At 69.7% G+C, this 24,744-nt stretch carries 22 protein-coding genes; 9 read left to right on the top strand and 13 right to left on the bottom strand.

Annotated elements, in window-relative coordinates; all coding sequences use genetic code 11:
• The first annotated feature begins 94 nt into the window (after positions 1-94).
• Genes P5P27_RS11610 through P5P27_RS11600 form a run of 3 tightly spaced genes read left to right on the top strand, consistent with a single transcriptional unit; the run spans position 95 to position 3,476 of the window.
• Positions 95-1,054, top strand: coding sequence for an SDR family oxidoreductase (locus tag P5P27_RS11610; RefSeq protein WP_081598073.1), 960 nt, complete (start codon positions 95-97; stop codon positions 1,052-1,054).
• Positions 1,051-1,983 carry a patatin-like phospholipase family protein gene (locus P5P27_RS11605; RefSeq protein WP_006895260.1) on the top strand — a complete coding sequence of 311 codons (933 nt, stop codon included), beginning with the start codon at positions 1,051-1,053 and terminating at the stop codon, positions 1,981-1,983. The genes P5P27_RS11610 and P5P27_RS11605 overlap by 4 nt, the downstream gene beginning before the upstream one ends.
• Complete coding sequence (locus P5P27_RS11600) at positions 1,980-3,476, top strand: flavin-containing monooxygenase (RefSeq protein ID WP_278124074.1); 1,497 nt, start codon at positions 1,980-1,982, stop codon at positions 3,474-3,476. The genes P5P27_RS11605 and P5P27_RS11600 overlap by 4 nt, the downstream gene beginning before the upstream one ends.
• On the opposite strand, the gene P5P27_RS11595 is transcribed toward P5P27_RS11600, so the two are convergent.
• The 9 genes from P5P27_RS11595 to P5P27_RS11555 all read right to left on the bottom strand — a co-directional run bounded on the left by P5P27_RS11595 (position 3,462) and on the right by P5P27_RS11555 (position 12,752).
• Complete coding sequence (locus tag P5P27_RS11595; protein WP_278124073.1) at positions 3,462-3,965, bottom strand: nuclear transport factor 2 family protein; 504 nt, start codon at positions 3,963-3,965, stop codon at positions 3,462-3,464. The genes P5P27_RS11600 and P5P27_RS11595 overlap by 15 nt on opposite strands.
• Positions 3,962-4,849, bottom strand: a complete 888-nt coding sequence (locus tag P5P27_RS11590; protein ID WP_278127442.1) for an LLM class F420-dependent oxidoreductase — start codon at positions 4,847-4,849, stop codon at positions 3,962-3,964. The genes P5P27_RS11595 and P5P27_RS11590 overlap by 4 nt, the downstream gene beginning before the upstream one ends.
• The gene (locus tag P5P27_RS11585) at positions 4,849-5,640 is read right to left on the bottom strand and encodes an SDR family NAD(P)-dependent oxidoreductase (protein WP_278124072.1); all 792 of its coding nucleotides are present in this window, start codon (positions 5,638-5,640) and stop codon (positions 4,849-4,851) included. The genes P5P27_RS11590 and P5P27_RS11585 overlap by 1 nt, the downstream gene beginning before the upstream one ends.
• An 88-nt stretch (positions 5,641-5,728) precedes the next feature.
• Entirely contained in the window at positions 5,729-6,484 is a 756-nt protein-coding gene (locus P5P27_RS11580; RefSeq protein ID WP_278124069.1) for a DUF4191 domain-containing protein, read from the bottom strand.
• A gap of 131 nt (positions 6,485-6,615) precedes the next feature.
• Positions 6,616-7,662, bottom strand: a complete 1,047-nt coding sequence (gene lipA, locus P5P27_RS11575; RefSeq protein WP_006895269.1) for a lipoyl synthase — start codon at positions 7,660-7,662, stop codon at positions 6,616-6,618.
• Complete coding sequence (gene lipB / locus P5P27_RS11570) at positions 7,659-8,396, bottom strand: lipoyl(octanoyl) transferase LipB (RefSeq protein ID WP_006895270.1); 738 nt, start codon at positions 8,394-8,396, stop codon at positions 7,659-7,661. Before lipB ends, lipA begins: the two co-directional genes overlap by 4 nt.
• Positions 8,389-9,273, bottom strand: a complete 885-nt coding sequence (locus tag P5P27_RS11565) for a TIGR01777 family oxidoreductase (protein WP_045540057.1) — start codon at positions 9,271-9,273, stop codon at positions 8,389-8,391. Before P5P27_RS11565 ends, lipB begins: the two co-directional genes overlap by 8 nt.
• A gap of 10 nt (positions 9,274-9,283) precedes the next feature.
• A complete protein-coding gene (gene sucB / locus P5P27_RS11560) occupies positions 9,284-11,038 on the bottom strand; it encodes a 2-oxoglutarate dehydrogenase, E2 component, dihydrolipoamide succinyltransferase (RefSeq protein WP_278124067.1) in 1,755 nt (584 codons plus the stop codon).
• Positions 11,039-11,228: 190 nt separating this feature from the next.
• A complete protein-coding gene (locus P5P27_RS11555; protein ID WP_278124066.1) occupies positions 11,229-12,752 on the bottom strand; it encodes a leucyl aminopeptidase in 1,524 nt (507 codons plus the stop codon).
• Positions 12,753-12,837: 85 nt separating this feature from the next.
• Here P5P27_RS11555 and gcvT point away from each other — a divergent pair, with 85 nt between their 5' ends.
• Together gcvT and P5P27_RS11545 are read left to right on the top strand one after the other, a co-directional pair.
• The gene (gene gcvT / locus P5P27_RS11550; protein WP_278124065.1) at positions 12,838-13,947 is read left to right on the top strand and encodes a glycine cleavage system aminomethyltransferase GcvT; all 1,110 of its coding nucleotides are present in this window, start codon (positions 12,838-12,840) and stop codon (positions 13,945-13,947) included.
• A gap of 58 nt (positions 13,948-14,005) precedes the next feature.
• The gene (locus P5P27_RS11545; protein WP_062366662.1) at positions 14,006-15,112 is read left to right on the top strand and encodes a branched-chain amino acid aminotransferase; all 1,107 of its coding nucleotides are present in this window, start codon (positions 14,006-14,008) and stop codon (positions 15,110-15,112) included.
• Positions 15,113-15,199: 87 nt separating this feature from the next.
• Here P5P27_RS11545 and P5P27_RS11540 read toward each other — a convergent pair whose 3' ends face one another.
• Genes P5P27_RS11540 through P5P27_RS11530 form a run of 3 tightly spaced genes read right to left on the bottom strand, consistent with a single transcriptional unit; the run spans position 15,200 to position 18,372 of the window.
• Positions 15,200-15,982, bottom strand: a complete 783-nt coding sequence (locus P5P27_RS11540; RefSeq protein ID WP_278124064.1) for an adenosylcobinamide-GDP ribazoletransferase — start codon at positions 15,980-15,982, stop codon at positions 15,200-15,202.
• A 10-nt stretch (positions 15,983-15,992) separates the two neighbouring features.
• Positions 15,993-17,702, bottom strand: coding sequence for a nicotinate-nucleotide--dimethylbenzimidazole phosphoribosyltransferase (gene cobT, locus P5P27_RS11535; RefSeq protein ID WP_006895277.1), 1,710 nt, complete (start codon positions 17,700-17,702; stop codon positions 15,993-15,995).
• Positions 17,703-17,706: 4 nt separating this feature from the next.
• Complete coding sequence (locus P5P27_RS11530; protein ID WP_006895278.1) at positions 17,707-18,372, bottom strand: DUF3043 domain-containing protein; 666 nt, start codon at positions 18,370-18,372, stop codon at positions 17,707-17,709.
• Between the two features lie 72 nt (positions 18,373-18,444).
• Here P5P27_RS11530 and P5P27_RS11525 point away from each other — a divergent pair, with 72 nt between their 5' ends.
• The 3 genes from P5P27_RS11525 (at position 18,445) to P5P27_RS11515 (ending at position 21,125) form a co-directional block, all read left to right on the top strand.
• Complete coding sequence (locus P5P27_RS11525; protein WP_278124061.1) at positions 18,445-19,536, top strand: glycerate kinase family protein; 1,092 nt, start codon at positions 18,445-18,447, stop codon at positions 19,534-19,536.
• Positions 19,537-19,694: 158 nt separating this feature from the next.
• The gene (locus tag P5P27_RS11520) at positions 19,695-20,042 is read left to right on the top strand and encodes a HesB/IscA family protein (protein WP_006895280.1); all 348 of its coding nucleotides are present in this window, start codon (positions 19,695-19,697) and stop codon (positions 20,040-20,042) included.
• A 111-nt stretch (positions 20,043-20,153) separates the two neighbouring features.
• Entirely contained in the window at positions 20,154-21,125 is a 972-nt protein-coding gene (locus P5P27_RS11515; RefSeq protein ID WP_278124058.1) for a carbohydrate kinase family protein, read from the top strand.
• Positions 21,126-21,364: 239 nt separating this feature from the next.
• On the opposite strand, the gene asnB is transcribed toward P5P27_RS11515, so the two are convergent.
• Entirely contained in the window at positions 21,365-23,290 is a 1,926-nt protein-coding gene (gene asnB, locus P5P27_RS11510; protein WP_278124057.1) for an asparagine synthase (glutamine-hydrolyzing), read from the bottom strand.
• A gap of 310 nt (positions 23,291-23,600) precedes the next feature.
• On the opposite strand from asnB, the gene ctaC reads away from it, so the two are divergent.
• Complete coding sequence (gene ctaC / locus P5P27_RS11505; protein WP_006895283.1) at positions 23,601-24,743, top strand: aa3-type cytochrome oxidase subunit II; 1,143 nt, start codon at positions 23,601-23,603, stop codon at positions 24,741-24,743.
• The last annotated feature ends 1 nt before the right edge of the window (position 24,744 follow it).

Genomic DNA, 24,744 nt, shown 5'->3' with positions numbered 1-24,744 from the left:
GAAGGTATTGACATACCGATGGTATCTGAACGATCATCGGTGCCATCATCCAATGGCAAGATCCGAGAGAAGGTGGGCCGTGAGGCTGTCCGAGATGCTGAGCGAGTTGGTTCCGGGGTCGTACGCGCGGTCGAATCCGCGGATCGAGCCGCCCGGCGCCGTCGTCGTAGTCACCGGTGGGGCGCGGGGGATCGGCGCCGAGATCGCCCGACAGTTCGCGGAGGCGGAGGCGACGGTCTGGATCGGGGACGTGGACGCCGACGTCGCCGCTGACACGGCTGGCGTCATCGACGGTGCGCGGTCGGCGGTGCTGGACGTGACCGACGCCGTCTCCTGGCGTGAGTTCGTCTCGAAGGTCCTCGACGAGTGCGGGCGCATCGACATCCTGGTCAACAACGCGGGTGTGATGCCGGTGGGCGCGTTCCTCGAGGAGTCGGAGGCCACCGCCGATCTGATCCTCGACGTCAACGTCCGGGGCATGCTGAACGGGATGCGCGCCGTCCTGCCTTCGATGCTCGGCGAGGGGAGAGGCCACATCGTCAACATTGCGTCGATGGCCGGAATGCTGCCACTGCCGGGAATGGTCTCGTACAACGCCAGCAAGTTCGCCGCCTACGGCGCCTCGCTGGCCGCCCGCCGCGAATACGACGGCACGGGCGTCACCGTGTCCGCGATTCTGCCCGCAGCGGTCCGCACCGAGCTGGCTTCCGGAGCGGACCTCGGAGGCGTGCTTCCCACCGTCGACCCGCAGGATGTCGCCCGTGCCGTGGTCCGCACGGTTCGCACGCGAGCGGCCCGCACGTCGGTCCCCGGATGGGTGCTGCCCGGATGGTCGATCGCCGACCTGTTCGTCCCGGAGTCGGTGGAACGCGTCGCGCGCACTCTGGCCGGACACGGTCAGGCGCTGGCCCTGGACGCCGCGGAGCGATCGGCGTACCTCGCACGGATCGCGAGGCAGGCGAGCGATCACGCGGCGGGCGGCCACTCCGGCGGCACGGTGGTCGACGGCGCGGTAGTGGACTCTGCGGGCACGAGCGAGGTGCGGGCGCGATGACGAAGACGGCCCTGGTGATCGGATGCGGCGGGACCATCGGCGGAGCGTGGGCGATCGCCGCCCTCGACGAGCTGACTCGGCAGACCGGTTGGGACCCGGCGGAGGCGACGGTGCTGCAGGGCACCTCCGCCGGTGCGGAGATGGTGACGATGCTCGCCGGCGGATTCACTGCCGCCGACCTCGCAGACATGCAGGCCGGTCGGGCCACCAGCCCGATTCTCCGGGCGCACTCGGCTGCCACGCCCCCGAGCCTGCCTCCGCTGCCGCGTCCGGCGCGACCTCGACCCTCGACGCTGTGGACCAGGCGCGGCGGTCACGCCGCGCTGACCGGCATCGCTCCCCGCGGGCGCGGTGATGCCTCCTGGCTTCAGCGACTCGCGGACGCGGTGACCGCGGACTACGGCCGACTGCCGCATCCCGGCGCGCGCATGGTCGCGTACCGCGTGGACGACGGCGCGCGCGTCGCGTTCGGTGCTCCGGGTGCACCGAAGGCCGGCGCAGGCGAGGCGCTGCGCGCCTCGTGGGCGATTCCCGGATGGATGCCCCCGGTGGCGATCGAGGGCCGCGAGTACGTCGACGGCGGGGCCGCGTCCACCGCCTCGGTGGATCTGGTCGCGCGAGACGAAGCGGATCTGATCTACCTGATCACCCCGATGGCGTCGGCGCCGTCCGTGCGGGCCCCCGGAATCGGCGGACTCGCCGAACGAGCTCTTCTCCGGCGGCCGATGTCGGCCGTGCTCGACGCCGAGATCGCAACCGTCCGTCGACGCGGGACCGAGGTGGTCCACATCGCCCCCGGTGCGGCAGACATGGCCGGTCTCGGATGGAACTTCATGAACCGGGATCACCGGGAGCGCGCATTCGACGCCGCGCGATCGACCGTGGCCGAGGCCGTCGCCCGGGCTCTTGAGACTCGGGCCGCGCTGTGACGGCCCGCCGATCGCCGCGGATCGTCGTCATCGGTGCGGGGATAGCCGGCATCACCACGGCACATGTCCTGCAGGAGGCCGGGTTCACCGACTTCACCGTCTACGAGAAGGGCGACGACGTCGGCGGGGTATGGCATTGGAACCACTACCCGGGTCTCACGTGCGACGTGCCCTCGCAGCTCTACCAGTTCGGATTCGCACCCAAACCCGATTGGCCCAAGATCTGGGCCAGTGGTCCGGAGATCCAGCGGTATCACCGGGACGTCGTCGAACGCCTGGGCTTGAGCGACCGGATCCGGCTGAACGCCGAGGTCGTCAGCAGCGTCTTCGACGACGCCACCGGTCGGTGGACGGTCACTCTCGCTGACGGGGTGACGGTGGACGCCGACTTCGTCGTCTGCGCCACCGGGGTGCTGCACAACCCGTCGATCCCCGACATCCCCGGGCTCGACAGCTTCGCGGGACCGGTGGTGCACACCGCGCGTTGGGACGACGACGTGCGCACCTCAGGACAGCGGATCGCGGTGATCGGCACCGGCTCCACCGGCGTGCAGGTGGTCTCCGCGCTACAGCCGGAAGCCCGGGAACTGCTCCACTTCACCCGGACCCCGCAGTGGATCCTCTGGGCGCCGATGTGGTTGCCGCAGTTGCCCTTCGCGGACACCGTCCTGGCCGCGTCGCCGCGCCTGCATCACGCGCTGTACCGAGGCTTGCTGTGGGGGTCGGGAATTCTGGCCGACATCGTCCGCAAAGACACCTGGCGCCGCCGAGCCGTTCAGGCCTACGCGCGACTGTCGCTGCGCGCTCAAGTCCGCGACAGCGACTTGCGGGCCGACCTGACGCCCGACTACCAGCCGCTGTGCAAGCGGCAGGTGGTGTCGGGCACCTACTACCGTGCGATCACCGCCGGCAACGCCGACCTCGTGACCGAGTCCATCACCGAGGTCCGGCCGGAGGGGATCGTGACCGCCGACGGGCGGCTCCACGAGGTGGACGTGATCATTCTGGCGACCGGCTTCCGCGCGCACGACTACATGCGCCCGATGACGGTGGTCGGCCGCGGCGGACTCACGATCGACGAGGCGTGGCGGGACGGTCCGCGGGCGTACCGGATGACGGCGATCCCGGGCTTCCCCAACCTGTTCACCGTCCTTGGACCCAACTCACCGACCGGCTCGATCTCCCTGCAGTACACGGCCGAGAAGACCGCACGGTACCTGGCGCAGTGGTTCGACCTGTTCCGGAACGGAGAGGTGGACCGGATAGAGGTCACCGAGGAGGCGACGGCCGAGTTCAACGCCCAGGTGGCGGCGGCGTCGGAGACGACGGTGTGGAAGACAGGCGGATGCGATTCCTGGTACCTCACCGAGTCCGGTGCGGTGGACCTGTGGCCGTTCGACCGCGCGACGCTGTCGAGGATGCTCGCCCGGCCCGACCGGTCGCACTTCCGGCTCGGTGCGGATGAGCCGCTCGGCGACTCAGCTGCTCTCTGACGTCCGGTCGAGGCCGTGGGAGGCCAGTAGCGCGCGCACCTCGTCGGATCCGTCGACCTTGCGTGCGGTGCGCTGGGCCACCCGCCACCCGTCGGGGGTGCGGGTGAGCGCCCAGTGATTGACCGTCGCACGCAGCACGGTGAAGGTGTCCCTGGCGGGGTCGCGCAGGAGCAGCTGCGAGTAGCTGACGACGCTCGCACGGTCGCCGTCGATCCGGATCTGCGGCGCGCTCATCACGTGACTGCAGCCGCGGTGGATGAGCCCCTGGTGCGGATCGCCGGTCACCATGTCCGCGATCTCCTGCGCACCGGAGAGCCTGCCGGCGTCGACGTCGTACACGCCGTCCTCGGTGAAGAGAGCGAGCACGTCGTCGACCGACCCGGTGTCGATCGCGGGACCGTAGCGGTAGACGAGATCGGTGATCGCGAGCCTGTCCTCCACGAGGCGCAGCCGGGTCTCGAGAGCCTCGAGCCGCTCGTCGACATTCATCGGGGGCCCTCCGCCGCGGGGCTGAACACGGCGCCCTGCGCACGGGCGAGGGAGTGGAGTGCGTCGAGCTGGTCGGTGTAGTGATCCAGACCGGTGGCGGCGATGGATGCTGTCACGATCGTCGCGCCGGCCGCCTGCAGCGAGTCGAGACGGCTCCGGACTCCGTCCGGATCGCCGAGCGGGTCCACCGGACCGCTGGGCAGCACCACGTCGAATCCCTCCGGGGTCTCGACGCGCGACAGCATGGCGGCGACCTCGTCGGGCGACAGGGCGAACGGGCTGAACCCGTCGCCGAGTTCCACGGCGCGGCGCAGGGCGCGACCGCTCCGGCCGCCGACCCACACGGGCACCCGGTCCTGCACTGCGTGCGGCTCCACCGTCACGCCGCCGTAGGAGTAGTACGGGCCGGTGTGCGACGGCGTGCCGGTCGGGAACGCCGACCGGATCGCGGCCAGCGCGTCGTCGGCGCGGGCGCCGCGGCCGTCGAACTCGGCGCCCAGCAGCTCGAACTCCTCCTGCAGACTCCCGACGCCGACGCCGAGGACGAGCCGTCCGCCGGAGACCTGGTCGAGGGTGCCGTAGCGCTTGGCGACTTCGAGCGGATGGTGATAGCCGAGAACCAGCACGCTGGTCGCGAAGCGGATCTGGCGGGTGATGGCCGCGAGGTACCCGAAGGTCGCGAGCGGATCCCAGTACACGCCGCCCCGGACCGCGGCCACCTCGTCCGGCACCGCGACGTGTTCGCTGCAGGTGAGGTGGTGGAAGCCGAGGGCGTCGGCCACACGGGCGGCCGTCGCGATCTCAGCGATGCCCGCACCCTTCTCCCAGTCCTGAGTGGTCGGCGGGTAGGCGGTGACGACGGGCAGACCGAGTCCGATGCGCATCACCGCCGACCGACCACCTTCGCGATCACGTCGGCGGACGCCTGAACGATCGCGGCGCGATCGGGCCCCGACTGCCGCTGAACCGACCTCACATTGTTTTCGGTGATCCAGACCGGGCCGTCGGCCAGATGGGCCAGACCCTCGGCGGCGACATCGTCGGGCTCGGACACCGGGATGCCGGGGTTGTCGAAGTTCAGGCCGCGGCGCTCCATCGCGGGGGTCCGGGTGAGTCCGAGCACCAGGTGCACCACGTCCACGTTCTTCGGCTTGCACTCCACCCAGAGACCTTCGGTGAAGACCCGGAGGAAGGCCTTCGACGCGGCGTAGGCGCCTTCGCGCGGTGAGCCCGTGTAGCCGGCGACCGATCCGGTGGTGATGACTCCGCCCCGGCCGCGCTCCACCATCGCCCGCGTGTAGTGGTGCAGGAGCGGCAGCTGGCGCAGGACGTTGAGCGTGACCACCTCGTTGTGGCGCGCGAGGTCGCCGTCGACGAACGAGTGCCCGTACGTGTTGGCGCCGGCGTTCATCACCAGGAGCCCGATCTCGAGGTCGGCGGTCGCGTCGATCAGCCGTTCGGCGGCGTCCTCGTCGAGGATGTCCAGAGCGACCGTGCGCGAAGGTGCGCCGAGCGCCTGCACCTCGCCGGCCACCGCCTCCAGACGCTCGGCGTTGCGGGCGGCGAGCACGACTCCGAACCCGTCGGCGGCCAGGCGCCGGGCGAACGCGGAACCGACTCCCTCGGAGGCTCCGACTATCAATGCCCAGGGGCCGTAACGGTTCAGATCGGTCATGTCAAAGCTCCTCGTTCGAGTCGGAATCGCCCGACATTCGCACGAGCGCGATGCGGGCGGTGGGGCGGTGTTCCACCGGCCGGGAGGTTCAGGCCCCGCGGCGACGGGTGGTGCGGCTGACGCTGCGCATCTTGGCGCCCTGCGGCATCGGGCCCTTGGGCATGGCGGCGCCGGCGCCGCTCTTCGCCTTGAGCGCGGACAGTCGGCCCTCGAGCGCGTCCATCCGCTTGCGGTCGATGTTGCTCGGGAGTTTGCGGATGTGGCGTTCCAGCTTCGACAGCGGCACCTGGCCGTCGCCGTCGCCGACGAGGATCTCGTAGATCGGGGTGTCGCCGACCACGCGGGCGGCCTTCTTCTTCTCCTGCGCCAGCAGCGGCTTGACGCGAGTGGGGGAGCCCTCACCGACCAGGATGACGCCGGGCTTGCCGATGACGCGGTGCACCGCGTCGAGATGCGAGGTGCCGGTGACGGCCTGCTGTACCCGCCACTGCCCACGGATGTTGCTCAGAGCCCAGCCCGCGGCGCCCGGCTGGCCCTCGGCCTTCTTGTAGACGCTCCGCTGAACGCGCCGGCCGAACAGAACGAAGGCGAGCAGCGCGCCGAGGATGACGCCGAGCGGCAGGGTGATCCAGAGATTGTGGAAGACGAACTGGCCGAGCAGGCCGAAGACCAGCGTGGTGCCCAGGACGGTGGCGACCATCAGCGGGATGAGGGCCTTGTCCTCTTTCCGCTGCATCTGGAACGCCTGCCAGATCTGCTGCCGCCGTTCCCTGCTCGCCGCTTTGCGAGCTGCCTTAGCAGCCTGCTTCGCCTCTTTGCTCGACTTGTCTTGCGCCTTAGCCATGAGTGCCAGTCTACGGTGCACACCGAGCGCGCCGACGCAGTGTCGACGGCGCTCGGGTAGCGCGGCCCGCACAACGGAATCGACCGGCCGGAACACATGTTCCGGCCGGTCGATTCGGCAGTGGGCGGGCCTCAGCGCACGGTGCGGGCGAGGACCGAAGAGGCCTCCTGAGCGGCGCTGCCCTCCTTGGCCAGATGGGCCAGTTCCGGCGGCAGCTCACGGCCGTGACGGGCCATCGCCTGGGCGTACAGCCGGCCTGCGCGATACGACGACCGCACCAGCGGACCGGCCATCACCCCGGCGAATCCGATCTCCTCGGCGTACTGCGAGTGCTCCACGAACTCCTCGGGCTTGACCCACCGTTCGACGGGATGATGCCGCACCGACGGTCGCAGGTACTGGGTGATGGTGACGATGTCGCAGCCGGCGTCGTGGAGGTCGCGCAGAGCCTCTCGCACCTCGTCCGGTGTCTCTCCCATGCCGAGGATGAGGTTCGACTTGGTCACGAGGCCGTAGTCGCGGGCACGGGTCAGCACCTCCAGGGAGCGTTCGTACCGGAAGGCGGGCCTGATGCTCTTGAAGATGCGGGGAACGGTCTCGAGATTGTGAGCCAGCACCTCGGGACGGGAGGCGAAGACCTCGTCGAGCAGGTCGGGCTTCGCGTGGAAGTCGGGGATCAGATTCTCGACGCCGGTGCCGGGATTGAGTTCGTGGATCTTGCGAACGGTCTCGGCGTACAGCCACGCTCCCTCGTCGGGGAGATCGTCGCGGGCGACGCCGGTGATGGTGGAGTAGCGCAGCCCCATCGACCGGACGGACTCGGCCACGCGGCGCGGTTCGTCGCGGTCGAGTGCGGCGGGCTTGCCGGTGTCGATCTGGCAGAAGTCGCAGCGACGGGTGCACTGCTCTCCGCCGATCAGGAAGGTGGCCTCGCGGTCCTCCCAGCACTCGTAGATGTTCGGGCAGCCGGCCTCCTCACACACCGTGTGGAGCCCCTCGCTGCGCACCAGTCCCTTGAGCTCGGTGTACTCCGGTCCCATCGTGGCACGCGTCTTGATCCACTTCGGCTTGCGCTCGATGGGAGTCTGCGCGTTGCGCACCTCCAGACGCAGGAGCTTGCGCCCGGCGGGAGCGTCGGCGGGACTCGGTGAGGCGGGTTGGGCGGGGGTGGTGGTCACTGTGCCGATCCTACGCTCGTGGGTGCGGTGGGCCGACCGGCCTCAGCCGGGGCGCCTGCCGTATCCGAGCCGGGTCCGGCCGGGTCGTCCAGGCACTTCTGGACCAGTTCGACGACGTCGTCGAGCACGTCGTCGACGGTCACGGCGGTGCCGGTCTCCTGGCTCAGCGAGGTCACCCCCGCGTCCGCGATGCCGCACGGGACGATCGCGTCGAACACTGACATGTCCGGGTTCACGTTGAGGGCGAACCCGTGAAGGGTGACGCCCTTGGCGACGCGGATGCCGATCTGGGCGAGCTTGCGCTCCCCGGCGGCGTCGCGCAGCCACACGCCGGAGCGCCCGTCCACGCGGCCGGTGGCCAGACCCTGCCGTGCCGCCACGCCGATCAGCGCCTCTTCGAGACGGCGGACGTAGTCGACCACATCGAGGGGTTCGGCGAGCTTGACGATGGGATACCCGACGAGCTGGCCGGGACCGTGCCAGGTGATGCGGCCGCCGCGGTCGACGTCGATCACCCGGGCGCCGTTGACCGGACGGTCGGAGTCCTCGGTCCGTTTGCCCGCCGTGTAGACCGACGGATGTTCGAGCAACAGCAGCAGGTCGTGGTCGAGCTCGCCGGTGGCGCGTTGCTCGGCCAGGCGGTGTTGCAGCTCGTAGGCCTCGGTGTAGTCGACGACGCCGAGGCGGCGGACTTCGATCGGTGCTCCGTCGGCTCGCGACGATGCGTTACGCACAGCAGTACTCCAGTGCAGATGTCAGATGAGGGTGGGTGAAGGTGAAGCCGCGGTCGGTGAGCAGCACGGGAACCACGCGCGAGGACGTCAGGACCATCTCCTCGACCATCTCTCCGCCCGCCTTGCGCGCGAGCGCGGCGGGCACGCGCAGCACCGCGGGGCGGTGGACGGCTCGTGCGAGCTCGGCGGAGAAATCGGCGAAGCGTACCGGTCCGGGCGCGGTCAGATTGACCGGACCGACGATCGAATCGTCGCCGAGCACGTGCGTGATCGCGGCGATCTCGTCGGGCAGGCTGATCCACGAGAACCACTGCCTGCCGTCGCCGATACGGGCGCCGAGGCCGAAACGGTAGAGCGGTCGGAGCCGCGCGAGGATGCCGCCGCGCCGGGAGAGCACGGGCGCCGTGCGGAGCGTGACCACGCGCGCCGAGGCCTGTGCGGGCTCGGTGGCCTTCTCCCAGTCGACCACCAGGTCGGCCAGGAAGCCGGAGCCGTGCGGCGACGTCTCGTCCGCCGCGGTCTCACCGGTGTCTCCGTAGAAACCGGAGGCACTGGCGTTGAGGAACACTCCGACGCCGGACTCGGCGACGGCGTCGGCCAGGACGGTGGTCGGGATGATCCGCGAATTGCGGAGCCGCTGCTTCACCTGGCCGCTCCATCGGTGGGCTCCGATGTTCTCGCCGCCGAGGGCGATGACCGCGTCGAAGCCGCGCAGGGCGTCGGCCGGCAGTTCGGACCGCTCGGGTTCCCAACCGATCTCCCGCGGACCGGTCGGGGCACGACGCACCAGAGTGTGGACGTCGTGCCCCGCCTGCGTCAGCGCGGGAACGAGGGCCGAACCGATCAGCCCGTGACTTCCCGCGACCGCGATTCGCATATCCGGGTGCTTACAGCCCCAGGTCGGCGGCGAACTCCGCGGCCTCGAGACGGTGACGGACCGTGGTGAGGAACCGGCCGGCGTCCGCACCGTCGATGAGCCGGTGGTCGTAGGTCAGCGGTAGGTAGGCCATCGACCGTGCGGCGATCGACTCGGTGCCGTCGTCGCCGGTGAGAACCACGGGGCGCTTGACGATCGCGCCGGTGCCGAGCATGGCCGCCTGCGGCGGGACCAGGATCGGGGTGTCGAACAGAGCGCCCTGGCTGCCGATGTTCGTGATCGTGAACGTGCCGCCGGCCAGCTCGTCGGGCTTGAGCCCGCCGGAACGGGCCCGTGCGGCGATGTCGGCGATCGCGCGAGCGAGGCCGGCCAGCGAGAGGTCGTCGGCGTTGTGGATCACCGGCGACAGGAGGCCCTGCTCGGTGTCGACGGCGATGCCCAGATGCACGTCGGCGTGGTACGTGATCTCCTTGGCCTCTTCGTTGATCGAGGCGTTGACGTTCGGATGCACCTTCAGTGCCTCGACGACGGCCTTGGCGAAGAACGGCAGGAAGGTCAGGTTGACGCCCTCGGCTGCCTTGAACGAGGACTTCGCCGCGGTGCGCAGTGCCGCGATGCGGGTCATGTCGACCTCGTGGACCTGCGTGAGCTGCGCGCTGGTCTGCAGCGACTCGCGCGTCTTGGCCGCGGTGATCTGCCGGATGCGGTTGATCTTCTGCGTCGTTCCGCGCAGTGCAGCCAATTCGGGGCTCGCCGCGGCGGGTGCGGCGGCCGGTGTCGGCGCCGACGGTGTTGCGGCCGGAGCCGCGGCGGGGGCGGCAGGCGCCTTCTTGGCCTCGGCCGCGGCCAGCACGTCCTGCTTGCGGATGCGTCCGCCGACGCCGGTGCCCTTGACGGTCGCCAGGTCGATTCCGTTCTCCGCGGCCAGCTTCCGCACGAGCGGCGTCACGTACGGAGTGGACTGCAGATCTCCGTCGGCGGCAGCGGGAGTCGGAGCGGCCGGAGCCGGAGCGGGTGCGGCGGCCGCGGGTGCGGGTTCAGGTGCCGGAGCGGCGGGCTCGGGCGTCGGGGGAGCGGCCGGCGCGGGAGCCGGAGCCGCCGGAGCCGGAGCCGCGGGGGCCGCCGATGCGGCACTCGGGTCGCCGATGACGGCCAGCTTGCCGCCGACCTCGACGATCTCGTCGGTGTCGGCGACGATCTCGAGAAGCACACCAGCCGTCGGCGACGGGATCTCGGTGTCGACCTTGTCGGTGGACACCTCGACCAGCGGTTCGTCGACCGCGACCGTGTCGCCGACCTGCTTGAGCCAGTTGGTCACCGTGCCCTCGGTGACGCTCTCGCCCAGTTCGGGCATGAGGACGTCGACGCCGGATGCCGAGGCCGCGGGAGTCGACGCGGCCGGCGCCTCGGTCGCGGGGCTCTCGGCGGCCGGAGCGGAGGCAGCGGGTGCGGCGGGCTCGGGTTCGGGTTCCGGCTCGGGAGCGGCGGCGGGTTCGGGCGCGGCCGCGTCATCGGACGCCGACTCGCCGGCCTCTCCGATCAGCGCCAGCTGTCCGCCCACCTCGACGACGTCGTCCTCAGCGGCGACGATCTTGACCAGCACACCCGCGACGGGCGACGGGATCTCGGTGTCGACCTTGTCGGTGGAGACTTCGAGCAGGGGCTCGTCGACCGCTACGGTGTCGCCTTCCTGCTTCAGCCATTGGGTGACGGTTCCCTCGGTGACGCTCTCGCCCAGTGCGGGCATCTCGACAGAGAAGGCCATTTGCGTGTGACTCCCTAACAATTTCGTGAACTGTGCTGTTCGGTCGATCGGTCGATGCGGGTCGGCGCGCTCCAGCGGCGTGTGCAGGTTCGCGTGATGTCGGCCGGATGGGTCGACGCCCGTGACTCAGCCTACTCCCAAACGATCTCGGCTCCGCGTGAGTCCGCTGAACGCCGGAGTGCGGTGCGCGTCACTGTCCGCCGGCGATGTCCTCGATGACCGCGATGATGGTCCGGACGGGTACGCCGGTGCCGCCCTTACCGGTGTAGCCCCACGGGCCACCGGTGTTGAACGCCGGGCCGGCGACGTCGATATGCGCCCAGTCGAGCCCCTCGGCGACGAACTCCCGCAGGAACATCGCGGCCGACAGCATGCCTCCCCAGCGGTGGTTGGTGACGTTGGCGAGATCGGCGATCCGTGAATTCAGGTCGCTGCGGAGTTCCGCAGGCATCGGCATCGGCCAGCCGTGCTCGCCGACCGACTGGGAGATGGCGGCGACGCGGTCCCGGAAGTCGTCCGTGCCGAGCACACCGGGAGTCCGGGTGCCCAGCGCCACCATCTGTGCGCCGGTCAGGGTGGCCGTGTCGATGAGGAAGTCCGGCTCGTCCTCGCAGGCGCGGACGATGGCGTCCGCCAGGATCAGCCGGCCCTCCGCGTCGGTGTTGAGGACCTCGACCGTGGTGCCGCCGTACTGGGTGAGGACGTCGCCGGGACGCTGCGCGGTCGACGAGGGCATGTTCTCGGCCATCGGCACCGTCGCGATGACCGTGACCGGCACGTCCAGGCGTGCGGCGGCGATCGTGGAGGCGATGACCGCCGCCGCACCGCCCATGTCCGAGGTCATGTGGTCCATCCCGGCGGCGGGTTTGATGGAGATGCCGCCGGTGTCGAAGGTGATGCCCTTGCCGACGAGCGCGACGGTGCGCTCGGCGCCCTTGGCCTCGTGGGTCAGGCGCACCAGGCGGGGCTTGCGCGAGGATCCCTGTCCCACGCCGACGATGCCGCCGTAGCCTGCCTTCGCCAGTTCCACGTCGTCGAGGATCTCCACCCGGAGGCCGGCCTTGCTGCCGAGGATGCGTGCGCGCTCGGCGAACTCGGCGGGGTAGAGGACGTTCGGCGGGGTGTTGACGAAGTCGCGGGCGATCGCGACGGAGTCGGCGACGATCAGCGCGTGGTCGAGTTCGACCTTGGCCTGCTTGCTCTTCGCGGGTACCGCGAGTGACACGGCGGAGGGCGGCTGCTCGGAGGGGCGTGACTTCTCGCTGCGCAGTTCGTCGAAGCGATACGCGCCCAGGTACGAACCCTCCGCCGCCGCACCGAGGTCGGCGGCCGAGAGGGTGCTCACGACGCGGTCGGATCCGTCCAGTGCGCGTAGGGCGCTCCCTGCGGCCTGTCGGATGGTCTCCGGATCGTCCACTTCTGTTCCCAGCCCGACCGCGACCACCACGCCGACCGGCAGCGATTGCGGTGCCGGGATCCGCGTGATCTCGCCGACCGATCCCTTGGCGCCCAGAGCCGACAGCGCCGCGCTGATCTGGTCGGCGGGCTCGTCGTCGAGGAAGTCCTCGACGAGCAGCAGTGTCGGCTCCTCGGTGCCGCCGTCGCCGGAACCGGCGACGAGGCCGACGACGAGCACGTCGTCGTCGGAGGAAAGGGCAGTGGTCAGGTCGATGCGGGGACCGCGGACACGGTCGGAGAAGTGGTTGGCGCTCACGCCTTTCAACTCTGCCACACCGGCACCGCCGAGCGGCCGAACCTCGGGTGGGAACCGCCCGGGTCGGGGCGATACCGTTAGCGCCATGACTGAACTGCTCGCAGGCCCGATCGCCGATCGTCACACCGCCCTGGGCGCCTCCTTCGCCGAGTTCGGCGGATGGAACATGCCCGTCTCGTATGCAGGCACCGTCGCCGAGCACAACGCCGTCCGCAGCACCGTCGGCATCTTCGACGTCAGTCACCTCGGCAAGGCGCTCGTGGCGGGCCCGGGAGCCGCCGGATTCGTGAACGCGACCCTGACCAACGATCTCGGCAAGATCGAGCCCGGGAAGGCCCAGTACACGCTGTGCTGCAACGAGCGCGGCGGCGTGATCGACGATCTGATCGCCTACCTGGCCGGCGACGACGAGGTGTTCCTGGTGCCGAATGCAGCCAATACGGCAGCCGTCGTGGCGGCACTGCGAGCGGTCGCCCCCGAAGGGATCGAGATCACCGATCAGCACCGCGATTACGCGGTCTTCGCAGTCCAGGGCCCGCAGTCGGCCGACGTGCTCGCCGCGCTCGACCTGCCGACCGACATGGAGTACATGGCCTACCGAGACGCTCGGATCGTGCTGAGCGGAGCCGAACTGGAGATCCGGGTGTGCCGGTCGGGCTACACCGGCGAGCACGGGTACGAGGTGCTGCCCCGGTGGGACGACGCGGGTGCGGTCTTCGACGCTCTGCTCGCCGAGGTGACTGCGCGCGGCGGTCAGCCCGCGGGGCTCGGTGCGCGTGACACGCTCCGCACCGAGATGGGGTACGCGCTGCACGGACACGAACTGAGCGTCGACATCACCCCGGTGCAGGCGCGGTCGTCGTGGGCCGTCGGCTGGGACAAGCCGTCGTTCTTCGGACGCGAGGCGCTGGTGGCCGAACGCGCCGCGGGCCCGGCCCGGCGCCTGTACGGGCTGAAGGCCACCGGCCGCGGGGTGCCGCGCGCGGACTGCACGGTGCATGTCGAGGCCGGCGGTGAGCAGATCGGTGTGTGCACGTCGGGCACGTTCTCTCCGACCCTCAAGCAGGGCATCGCCCTGGCGTTCATCGACACCGCCTCCGGCGTCAAGAAGGGCGACGAAGTGGTGGTCGATGTCCGCGGGCGGGCCCTGACCTGCGAGGTCGTTCTGCCGCCGTTCGTGGAGAGTCACGTCTGACCGGCGCATCCCGCCGGTGCCGGGAAACTCCCTTGCGGGTCGGCGGTACCATGACCGCATGACCTTGGAGTTCACCCGTACCGAGCATCCGCATCCGGTGTCGGAGAATCGACGCGCCGAGATCCTCGCCGCGCCGGGCTTCGGCAACTACTTCACCGACAACATGGTGACCGTAGACTTCGACCGCGATCGTGGATGGCACGGCGCACGAGTGACCCCGTACGGGCCGCTCGCTCTGGACCCGGCTGCGATGGTCCTGCACTACGCGCAGGAGATCTTCGAGGGGCTGAAGGCGTACCGCCAGCCCGACGGCTCCATCGCCGCCTTCCGGCCGGAGGCCAATGCCGAACGGTTCAACCGGTCGGCACGGCGCCTCGCGATGCCGGAGCTGCCGGTGGAGGACTTCGTCGGATCGCTGCGGGCGTTGCTGGCCGCCGACCACGCGTGGGTTCCCGACGCGGGCGGCGAGGAGTCTCTCTATCTGCGCCCGTTCATGATCGCGACCGAGGCGAGCCTCGGCGTCCGGCCGGCCGACAAGTACAGCTACGCGCTGATCGCATCGCCCGCCGGCGCTTACTTCAAGGGCGGCGTGAAGCCGGTCAGCGTCTATCTGTGCACCGAGTACGTGCGGGCCTCCCCGGGAGGTACCGGCGATGCGAAGTTCGGCGGCAACTACGCCGCGTCGCTGCTGGCGCAGGCGCAGGCCGCCGACAAGGGCTGCGACCAGGTGGTGTGGCTCGACGCCATCGAGCACCGCTTCATCGAGGAGATGGGCGGCATGAACCTGTTCTTCGTCTTCGGCTCGGGGTCGGACGCACAGCTGGTGACGCCGGAGCTCAGCGGCTCGCTGCTTCCGGGCATCACCCGCGACTCACTGCTCACCCTCGCCGCCGACGCGGGTTACAAGGTGGACGAGCGCCGCATCTCGACCGAGGAACTGCGCGAGGGGGTCAAGAACGGCGACATCACCGAGGTCTTCGCCTGCGGTACCGCTGCCGTGATCACTCCCGTCGGTCGGGTTCAGAGCGACACCGACGACTACCTGATCGGCGACGGCACCACGGGAGAGGTGACGCAGGCTCTCCGTGACACCCTCACCGGTCTGCAGCGCGGCACCTTCGCCGACACACACGGCTGGATGACCACGCTCTACCCGGCTCCGTGAACCGGCCGCTCCGGCCCTGAATGAGCGCTCATGCCGCAGCCGCACCCGTCCGGGGTCCGGCTGCGGCATGATCCGTTTCGGCGACCTCTACAGGAGCAGGCCGACGGCTGTCAGCACGGTCGCCACTTCGATCGTCGCGCCGATGACATCGCCAGTCAGCCCGCCGGCGCGACGGGCGCAATGCCCGGTGAAGGCCCAGGCGAACGCCCAGACGACGGCCACGGTCGCCGCCGCACGGACCGCATCCGCCGCGTGGAAGGTGCCCCCGTTCCAGCCTCCCGCGGCCACCGCGACCGCGAGCAGGAGCACCGCCCACACCGCGATGGACGCGCGTTGAGTTCCGGCGACCAGCGCCCCGAACCCGTCGGTGTTCGCGGCGCTCAGACCGGCCCGGCACGCGACGGTCGCGGTGGTCCTTCCGGCGACCACCGCCAGCGCCAACGACCACCATCGTGAGTCGGCGGTCAGGGCGCCGAACGCCAGGGACTGGCCCAACAGCACCAGAACGAGCGTGGCCGCACCGAACGGCCCCACGTCGCCGCTGCGCATCACCGCCCGCACGCGATCCGGATCTCCGTAGCAGCCGAGACCGTCGGCCGTGTCGGCGAGACCGTCCAAGTGCATGCCGCGGGTAGTCGCCGCCAGCACCGCCACCACGGTGACGCCGGCCAGCGCGCTGGGGAGATCGGTGTGCGACAGCCCGAAGGCGACGGCGGCGGCGAGCAGTCCGACCACCGCTCCGACGACGGGTACCGCGGCGATCACGGTCGCGCCCCGGGCGCGGTCGAATTCGCCGCGGGGCTGCGGGAGCGGGAGTACCGTCAGCCAGCTGAAGGCGTCGTGCACGCCGCGGAGGCCACGGGCGATCATCCCGGTGTGCCTATTCTCCGCCGCTGACGCCGGCCTCGTCGAAGGTCGCCATGTCGGTCAGAATGTCGATCGACGACGCGACCAGCGGCAGCGCCGACACGGCACCGGTGCCCTCGCCCAACCGCATCGACAGGTCGAGGATCGCGGTCAGGCCGAGTGAATCGAGTGCGAACGCGTGCGCCGGTTCGGTGGACCGGTGACCGGCCTGCCACCAGGAGGCGGCACCCGGCGCCAACTGCTGCGCGACCAGGGCGGCCGAGGTCGTGATCAGCCCGTCCAGGAGTGCCGGAGTCTTCCGGACGGCCGCCTGGGCGAGGAATCCCGCCATCGCCGCGATGTCGGCGCCCGCCACCGCGGCGAGCAGCGCGAGCGGCTCGTTGCGGTGCCGCCGTGCATGACGCATGCCGTCGCGGATGGCCGCTGTCTTGCGGATCCAGGTGGCGTCGTCGATCCCGGTGCCCCGTCCCACCACGACCACCGGCTCGCGATCGGTGAGAGTCCCGACCAGCACGGCCGCCGGGGTGGTGTTGCCGATGCCCATGTCGCCGGCGATGAGCAGGTCGGCGCCGGCGTCGACGAGCTGGTCGGCCACGGCCCGTCCGGCGGCGACCGCCCGTCGGGCTTCGGCGATGGTCAGCGAACTGCCGGTTCGCAGATCGCCGCTTCCCGCGCGCACCTTGTACCGGGAGACGTGCGGGTCGGTATCGGCTCGCACCGCCATATCGAGGACCTGCACCGTGGCTCCGGCGCGGCGCGCCAGCACGTTGATCGCGGCGCCGCCGGTCGCGATGTTCGCGACCATCTGCGCTGTCACCTCGGGCGGATAGGCGGAGACGCCGTCGGCGGCCACGGCGTGATCGCCCGCGAACACCACCACTGCGGGCGACTGCAGGGTCCGCGGCGGGCAGACGCCCTGGCACGACGACATCCAGACGCCGAGCTCTTCGAGTCTGCCGAGGGATCGCGCCGGTTTGGTCAGCCGCAACTGTCGTGCCCGGGCCTGCTCGGCGACGTCGTGATCGGGGAGTTCGACGATCGGGAAGATCTCGGCGTCGGTGCCGTCGATCTGGGCCGGTTCGGAGACGGTCGCCCGCCGGGGCGCCGGCGCGTCGGCGGGCCGGGCGGGCTCTTCCGCGGGGACGGGTGAGGACGGTGCCGTGGACGCGGAAACCGGTACCGGGGCCGCGGGCACGGCGCCGGTACCGGCGGGCAGGTCCAGTGCACGTCCGGCGACGACGAGAGTGACCGTCTCGCAGACAGCCGCCACCGCCGCATTCAGGCGGCCCAGTTCGTCCGCGAAGCGCCGTCCAGACGGTGTCGGCGAGACGAGCGAGAGCCCCACTTCGGGGCTCACCAGCACTAGATCGCCGGAGTAGCCGGCGATGGCGGCGCACAGGTCCTCGATCTGCGCGGATACGTCGGCGGCCTCGTCCTCCCAGGCTCCGGCCTCGTCGAGCAGTGCGGTGAGCCAGTTGCCGAGGTCGTCGACGAGTGTCGGCTCATCGGGAAAGTCGCGCAGGAGCGACGCGAGATCGCACGATTCGACGGTGCGATAGCGGTCGCCGCGACGTTCGCGGTGGGCATCGATCCGCGCGCGCCAGGCCCGGTCGCCGTCGGCGGAACCGGTCGCGACGTAGCGGACCGCGGGTGCGTCGGCGAGGAGATGCTCGGCGTGCGCCGATTTGCCCGAGCGGATGCCGCCGAGGATCAGCGTGCGCACGCGATCAGACCTTGTCGCCCGGCTTGACCTGCGGGCGCGGCGCGCGCATCATCCGCAGCTGCATGGCACGGGTGAAGCAGTACCACCCGAGCCGGAATCCGGTGTCGGTGGTGTCCGGGTAGCGCTCACGCACCCGCTTGTTGACCATCCGGCCCAGGTACAGCGAATCGATGATCACCAGCAGGACGAAGGCCAGCAGCACCAGGTTCCCGATGACCGCGAGGTTCGGCAGCATCAGAACCACCAGCAGGAAGATCGCGAAGGGCAGGAACAGTCCGGCGAAGTTGCGTCGCGAGTCGACGATGTCACGCGCCATCTTCCGGACCGGCCCCTGATCGCGGGCCATCATGAACTTCTCGTCGCCGGACATCATCTTCTCGCGCTGCTCGAGGCGGACGCGGCGGCGTTCGGCGGCCACCTCCTTGCGCTCCACCTTGGTCATCGACGCCCGCAGTGCCTTCTTCCGGGCCCGCGCTTCAGCGCGGGTGGTCGGGGGCGGCGCGACGGGACCGCGGCGGCGTTCGGCTTCGCGGCGCTTCGGCGTGGGGCGGCCCTTGCCGGGCGTCGTCGAACCAGAGGTCGGCCTCGCGTCGTCGGCCGGCACGTCGGTGGTCTCCTCCGACTCGGCGGCTGAGCTCTTGGCGGCGTCGGATTTCCAGGGCAACTTCACGACTACGAGACTATTCGATGCGGCGGCGACGGCGGGCATCGGGCAAGCGCCTCCCGGCTACTCTGACCGGTGATGGACACGACGGCGATGCGGGTGGTGATCGCCCCCGACGAGTTCGGCGGGACGCTGACGGCGGCGCAGGCCGCGTCCGCGATCGCCGAGGGCTGGGCCCGCGCGCGGCCGGGTGATGTGCTCGAGCAGCTGCCGCAGTCCGACGGCGGTCCCGGATTCGTCGACGTGCTCGCGGCTGCCGGCGTCGGGCGGCGTCTCGGCGTCTCGGCGTCCGGACCGCTCGGAGGTGCGGTGGCCGCCGAGGTGCTGCTCGACGGCCGCACGGCGTTCGTGGAGTCGGCTCAGGCATGCGGACTGCATCTGATCGGCTCGCCCGGTCCGGAGACGGCCTGGTGTGCGGGGACGGCCGGGGTCGGTGACCTGCTGCGGGCTGCGGTGGAGGCCGGTGCGACCCGGATCGTGGTCGGACTCGGCGGAAGTGGAACCACCGACGGAGGCCGCGGCGCCTGTACGGCACTCGGCGGACTGACCGCCGCGCACCACCTCCTGCGGGGGACCGAACTCGTGGCGGCCACCGACGTGACCAACCCGCTGCTCGGTCCGTCCGGGGCGGCCGCTGTCTTCGCTCCGCAGAAGGGCGCCGACCCCGAGACGGTCGCGCGGTTGGAGTCGCGACTGCAGCGGTGGGCGGACGAGTTGGAGGACCACCGCGTCGGCACCGACGACGGTCAGCGGCTCCGTGACGCCGCCGGTGCGGGTGCTGCGGGCGGGCTCGGTGCCTTTCTCCTGGCACTCGGTGCGACCCGAGAGGCGGGCGCCGAGGTGGTGGCGGGTGTCACCGGTCGTGCGCGGCGCATCGCCGGCGCCGATCTCGTGCTGACCGGGGAGGGCCGCTTCGACGAGCAGACTCCCTTCGGCAAGGTGGTGGCCTCCGTCGCAGCCGACGCACGGCATGCCGGAGTGCCTGCGGTGGTTCTGGCCGGGCAGGTGCGCGGCAGGCCGCGCGTCGACGGCGTCACCGTCGCGTATTCGATGGCCGACTGGGCCGGCTCGTCCGCGCGCGCCCTCGCCGACCCGGCGCCGATCCTGGCCGGACTCGCGCAGACGGTCGCGGCCGGATTCGCCGGGACGGTCGAGCGGACCGGAATCTGACTCGGCCGAAACCCGGGCGCGGGATGCGGGAATAGCGGGTCGGCGAGTACCGTTGATGCTGTTGGCCGTGTCTGCCGGGCCGCTGTACCGGTAACTGAGCCACCGACAACGTATCCGGCCGTCGAGATTCTTCGCGGTCGGCGACATGAGGAGCGCCCATGACCGTTCAGAACGAAACCGCAACCGGTGTCCTGCTGACCGACGCCGCCGCCTCCAAGGCGAAGGCACTGCTGGACCAGGAAGGACGCGACGACCTGGCCCTGCGCATCGCGGTGCAGCCCGGTGGCTGCGCCGGTCTGCGCTACCAGCTGTTCTTCGACGACCGCAGCCTGGACGGCGACGTGGTCTCGGACTTCGGCGGCGTGAAGCTGGCCGTCGACCGGATGAGCGCACCCTACGTGCAGGGTGCCACCATCGACTTCGTCGACAGCATCGAGAAGCAGGGCTTCACCATCGACAACCCGAATGCGACCGGCAGCTGCGCCTGCGGCGATTCGTTCAACTGAGTCCATACGGCAGCTGACACGGAGCTGTCGACGGCCGTGACCTCAACTGACGTTCGCGTCGGGGGTGGGGTCACGGCCGTCGTCGTTTCCGGACGAAGTACCGTTGGACAGATGTTCATTGCCGTCTGCGGGTCGCTTGCGACCGACCATCTGATGAAGTTCCCCGGAAAGTTCTCCGATCAGCTCGTCGCCGATCAGCTCGAGCACATCTCGCTCAGCTTTCTCGTCGAAGACCTCGTCGTCCATCGGGGCGGTGTCGGCGGCAACATCGCGTACGCGATCGGTTCGCTAGGGGAGGAGCCCCTGCTCGTCGCGGCGGCCGGTCCCGACTTCGACGACTACGAGAACTGGCTGTCCGGACACGGCGTCGACTGCCGCGGCGTCACGAGGTCCCAGTCCCAGCACACCGCGCGATTCATGTGCACCACCGACGAGACCATGGCTCAGCTCGCCACGTTCTACGCCGGAGCCATGAGCGAGGCCCGCGACATCGACCTCACCGCGCTGTTCGCCACCACCGGCCGCCCCGACCTCGTGCTCGTCGGAGCCGATGACCCCGACGCGATGGTCAGCCACACGCGGACGTGCCGTGAGCAGGGGATCCCGTTCGCCGCGGACCCCTCGCAGCAGTTGGCGCGGCTCGACGGCACCGCCGCCCGCGACCTGATCGACGGCGCGGCGTACCTGTTCACCAACGAGTACGAGTGGGGCCTCCTGCAGCAGAAGACCGGACTCGACGCCGCGCAGGTGGCAGATCTCGTCGGGACCCGCATCACCACGCTCGGTGCCGGCGGTGTCGACATCGTGGAGCGAGACGGCACCACGACCCACGTCGGCGTGGTGCCGGTCCGCGAGCAGGTGGACCCGACCGGTGTCGGCGACGGCTTCCGCGCAGGGTTCCTGACCGGCATCGCCCGCGGCCTCGGCTACGAACGGGCCGCACAGCTCGGTGCGATGGTCGCCACTCTGGTGCTCGAATCGGAATCGACCCAGGGCTGGACCTGGAACGTCGACGTGGCCGTCGAGCGACTCACCGAGGCCTACGGCGCCGACGCCGCTGCGGAGATCAAGACCGTTCTGTAGGCGGCCGGCGCGCCACTCAGGCTGGTTGAGCGAGCGAAGCGAGTCGAAACCAACGCGACATCCGACGGCAGCAGATGGTTCTGCTACCGGCCGATTGTCACCGGGGTTTCGACTCGCTTCGCTCGCTCAACCAGCGGGAACAGGGACGGGCCGCTCGCTCAACCAGCGGAGGCGGGACGGGCCGCTCGCTCAACCAGCGGAGGCGGGACGGGCCGCCTGCTCGACCACCGGGCGGTCAGCTACAGGCGGACCGGGTAATCGTGATCTTCGATCGCCGGGACGATGGTTCCGTCGACGAAGATGCCGTACCAGAGCATGAAGCAGAGGACGGTCCAGATCCGCCGGCTGTTGTCGACCTCGCCGCGCCGGTGCTCTTCGAGCATCTGCATCACGAAACGCTTGTCGAAGACGTGGTCGGTGTCGGACGTGGAGATGAGCTCGCGCGCCCAGTCGTACATCTCGGTGCCGGCGAGCCAGTGGCGCAGCGGGACCGGGAAACCGAGCTTACGACGATGCAGCACGTGCGGCGGAACGATCTGTTCGAGCGCCTTGCGCAGCGCGTACTTGGTGGTGCCATGGCTGATCTTCTCCTCGAACGGGAGGCGTTCGGCGACGGCGAACACCTCCTTGTCGAGGAACGGAACGCGCAGTTCCAGCGAGTGCGCCATGTTGATCTTGTCGGCCTTGACGAGGATGTCGCCGCGCAGCCAGGTGAACAGGTCGAGGTGCTGCATGCGCGTCACCGGGTCCATTCCCTCGCTCATCCGGTAAATGGGTGCGGTGACGTCCTGATGTGTCCACTCGGGCCGGAAGTTCCGCAGCACCGCACGCAGCCGGGCGTCGTCGAAGCTGCGTGCATTGCCGTAGTACCGCTCCTCGAGGGTCAGCGAGCCGCGGTGCAGGAGGCTCTTGCCGCGGGTGCCCTCGGGGATTCTGTCCGACACCTTGCCCGCCAGCCGCCGCAGTCCGCCGGGCAGCTTGTCGAACGACTTGAGCGACAGCGGCTCTTTGTAGATGGTGTAGCCGCCGAACAACTCGTCGGCGCCCTCACCGGAGAGCACCACCTTCACGTGCTTACGGGCCTCGGCCGCGACGAAGTACAGCGGTACCAGCGCGGGGTCGGCGACCGGGTCGTCGAGGTACCAGATGATCTGGGGGAGCGCCTCGATGAACTCCCGCGGCGAGACCACCTTCACGATGTGGCGGGCGCCGATCGCCTCCGCCGACTCCGCGGCGACGTCGACCTCGGAGTAACCCTCCCGTTCGAATCCGGTGGTGAAGGTGATGAGGTCGGGATTGTGCTGGATCGCCAGCGCCGCGATCGCCGTCGAGTCGATGCCGCCGGACAGGAACGACCCGACGGTGACATCCGCGCGCATGTGCTTGGCCACCGAGTCGCGCAGCACGTCGGCGATCTCGTCGTAGCGCTTCTGCTCGCCACCCGGAGCGAAGGGGCGCACCGGGAATCGAGGTGCGAAATAGCGAGTCGTCTGCGGGGCGGCACCCGGCTTGAGCGTCGCGTAACAGCCGGACTCCAGCCGGGTGATGTCGCGGTGCAGAGTCTCCGGCTCGGGGACGTACTGGAGAACGGTGTAGTGCTCGATCGCGCGATCGTCGAGTTCGCGGTCGAGGTCGAGCCGGTCGAGCAGTTCCAGGAGGCTCTTCTTCTCCGATCCGAAGGCGGTACCCCGCGGGCTGGTCGCCAGGAACAGCGGCTTGATGCCGAACGAGTCACGGGCGATGAACAACTCGCGGTTCTGGGTGTCCCAGATCGCGAAGGCGAACATGCCGCGCAGTTTGCGGACCACCTCCGGTCCCCAGTAATGGAAGCCCGCGACGATCGACTCGCCGTCCCCTTCGGTGCGGAACGGCGCGTCGTGGTCGCGCGCCAGCTCGTCACGGATCTCCAGGTAGTTGTAGATCTCTCCGTTGAACACCAGTGCATAGCGTTCGGGGTTCTCCGCCGGCCCCCATCGCAGCGGCTGGTGCGAGTGTTCGATGTCGATGATCGAGAGCCTGTTGAAACCGAAGACGAGGTCGCCGTCGTTCCACGTGCCCATGTCGTCGGGCCCGCGATGCCGCATGCACCTCGCTGCCGAGGCGACGAGGTCGATGGTGGACGACGCCGAACCGTCGCTGGTGAGCATTCCGAGCAAGCCACACACGGTGTCAGGGCCTCTTTCGCAGATACTGTCAGGTCAGACGGGCGGCGATCCGCGCCCGTGAGCGCGTTCCACTATGCCGCAGATGCGCTGGCCGTCGCGACTCCGGCGCACCGTGGCGAGGGCGGAATCACCCCCGGTCGAAGCCGTATCCGCAGGTCGCGAAAAATGATCGGCGAAACAGCGAACCCCAATCACGACGACTTCGTCGGGTTGGTCTACGCTGCGTAGTACTAGGTGCAAGAATTGCGTCGAGGAGTGTCTGCTCGTCGCCGCAGGCCTTGGAAGAACAGCTCCCTGCCAGCAGGAAGGCGTGAAATTGACGAACGGTGTACGGCCGTCGACGCGACGGAAGGGATCTCCGTCGCGCACGATCAAGAGACTGAGTGGCCTCGCAGTACTCGGCGTCGGTGTGCTGATGACATCGGGCTGCAGTGCTGAAGAGGCCCTGCGTTTCGGTTGGCCGGAGGGAGTCACTCCCGAGGCACATGATATGCGCACCTTCTGGACCTGGTCGGTCATCGCCGCCCTGGCCATGGGTGTGCTGGTGTGGGGTCTGATCTTCTGGACCATCACCTTCCACCGCCGCAAGAAGAACGGCACCGCCGAGGACGAGATTCCGCGTCAGACCGGATACAACGTTCCGCTGGAACTCGCGTACACCGCGATCCCGTTCGTGCTGATCGCCGTGATGTTCTACTTCACCGTCGTCGTTCAGAACTCGGTGGAGAAGAAGGAAGAGAACCCGGCTGTCGCCGTGGACGTCACCGCCTTCCAGTGGAACTGGAAGTTCGGCTACAAGTCGGTCACCATCGACGGCAAGCAGCTGGTGAACCCGAAGACGGACTCCAAGCAGGGCGTTCCCTTCCAGGACCAGATCGCCAAGTACCGCGAAGAGGACGGCAAGCAGGAGGAGATCCTCGGTGCCGCCGGCGGCCGTTCGGCCGAGATCCGGGACTACCTGAGCTACGACAAGATCGAGACCCTCGGTAGCTCGTCGGAGATTCCGATCCTGGTGCTGCCGACCAATACGCGCATTCAGTTCGATCTCGCAGCAGCGGATGTCGTGCACTCCTTCTGGGTTCCCGAGTTCCTCTTCAAGCGCGACGTGATGCCCTTCCCGAAGCAGAACCACCAGGACTCGAGCTTCCAGATCTCCGAGATCGACCGCGAGGGCGCCTTCGTCGGACGCTGTGCGGAGATGTGCGGAACGTTCCACGCGATGATGAACTTCGAGGTCCGCGCCGTGAGCCCGACGACCTTCGCGAACTACATCAAGTACCGCCAGGCCCACCCGGAGGCGACCAACGCTCAGGCGCTCAAGGCCGTGTGCCAGGTTCCCGAGTCGGTCACCACGGTTCCGTTCGACACCCGCCGTGTCTCCAACGGAACCACTCCGAAGAACCTCGGCGATGCCAACAACACCACGATCGCCCAGTGCACCCCGGAGGTTTAAG

This window comes from Gordonia sihwensis, assembly GCF_029632925.1.
GTDB lineage: Bacteria > Actinomycetota > Actinomycetes > Mycobacteriales > Mycobacteriaceae > Gordonia > Gordonia sihwensis.
The sequence above is the reverse complement of the archived record's forward strand: the minus strand, read 5'-3'. Positions and strand labels throughout refer to the sequence as shown.

Coding starts and splice junctions, on each gene's coding strand:
- P5P27_RS11540 (WP_278124064.1), bottom strand. CDS start 15,982: ATGATCGCCCGTGGCCTCCGCGGCGTGCACGACGCCTTCAGCTGGCTG.
- sucB (WP_278124067.1), bottom strand. CDS start 11,038: ATGGCCTTCTCTGTCGAGATGCCCGCACTGGGCGAGAGCGTCACCGAG.
- gcvT (WP_278124065.1), top strand. CDS start 12,838: ATGACTGAACTGCTCGCAGGCCCGATCGCCGATCGTCACACCGCCCTG.
- P5P27_RS11545 (WP_062366662.1), top strand. CDS start 14,006: ATGACCTTGGAGTTCACCCGTACCGAGCATCCGCATCCGGTGTCGGAG.
- P5P27_RS11525 (WP_278124061.1), top strand. CDS start 18,445: ATGGACACGACGGCGATGCGGGTGGTGATCGCCCCCGACGAGTTCGGC.
- P5P27_RS11580 (WP_278124069.1), bottom strand. CDS start 6,484: ATGGCTAAGGCGCAAGACAAGTCGAGCAAAGAGGCGAAGCAGGCTGCT.
- P5P27_RS11590 (WP_278127442.1), bottom strand. CDS start 4,849: ATGCGCATCGGACTCGGTCTGCCCGTCGTCACCGCCTACCCGCCGACC.
- P5P27_RS11565 (WP_045540057.1), bottom strand. CDS start 9,273: ATGCGAATCGCGGTCGCGGGAAGTCACGGGCTGATCGGTTCGGCCCTC.
- P5P27_RS11595 (WP_278124073.1), bottom strand. CDS start 3,965: ATGAATGTCGACGAGCGGCTCGAGGCTCTCGAGACCCGGCTGCGCCTC.
- P5P27_RS11605 (WP_006895260.1), top strand. CDS start 1,051: ATGACGAAGACGGCCCTGGTGATCGGATGCGGCGGGACCATCGGCGGA.
- P5P27_RS11585 (WP_278124072.1), bottom strand. CDS start 5,640: ATGACCGATCTGAACCGTTACGGCCCCTGGGCATTGATAGTCGGAGCC.
- P5P27_RS11610 (WP_081598073.1), top strand. CDS start 95: ATGCTGAGCGAGTTGGTTCCGGGGTCGTACGCGCGGTCGAATCCGCGG.
- P5P27_RS11520 (WP_006895280.1), top strand. CDS start 19,695: ATGACCGTTCAGAACGAAACCGCAACCGGTGTCCTGCTGACCGACGCC.
- P5P27_RS11515 (WP_278124058.1), top strand. CDS start 20,154: ATGTTCATTGCCGTCTGCGGGTCGCTTGCGACCGACCATCTGATGAAG.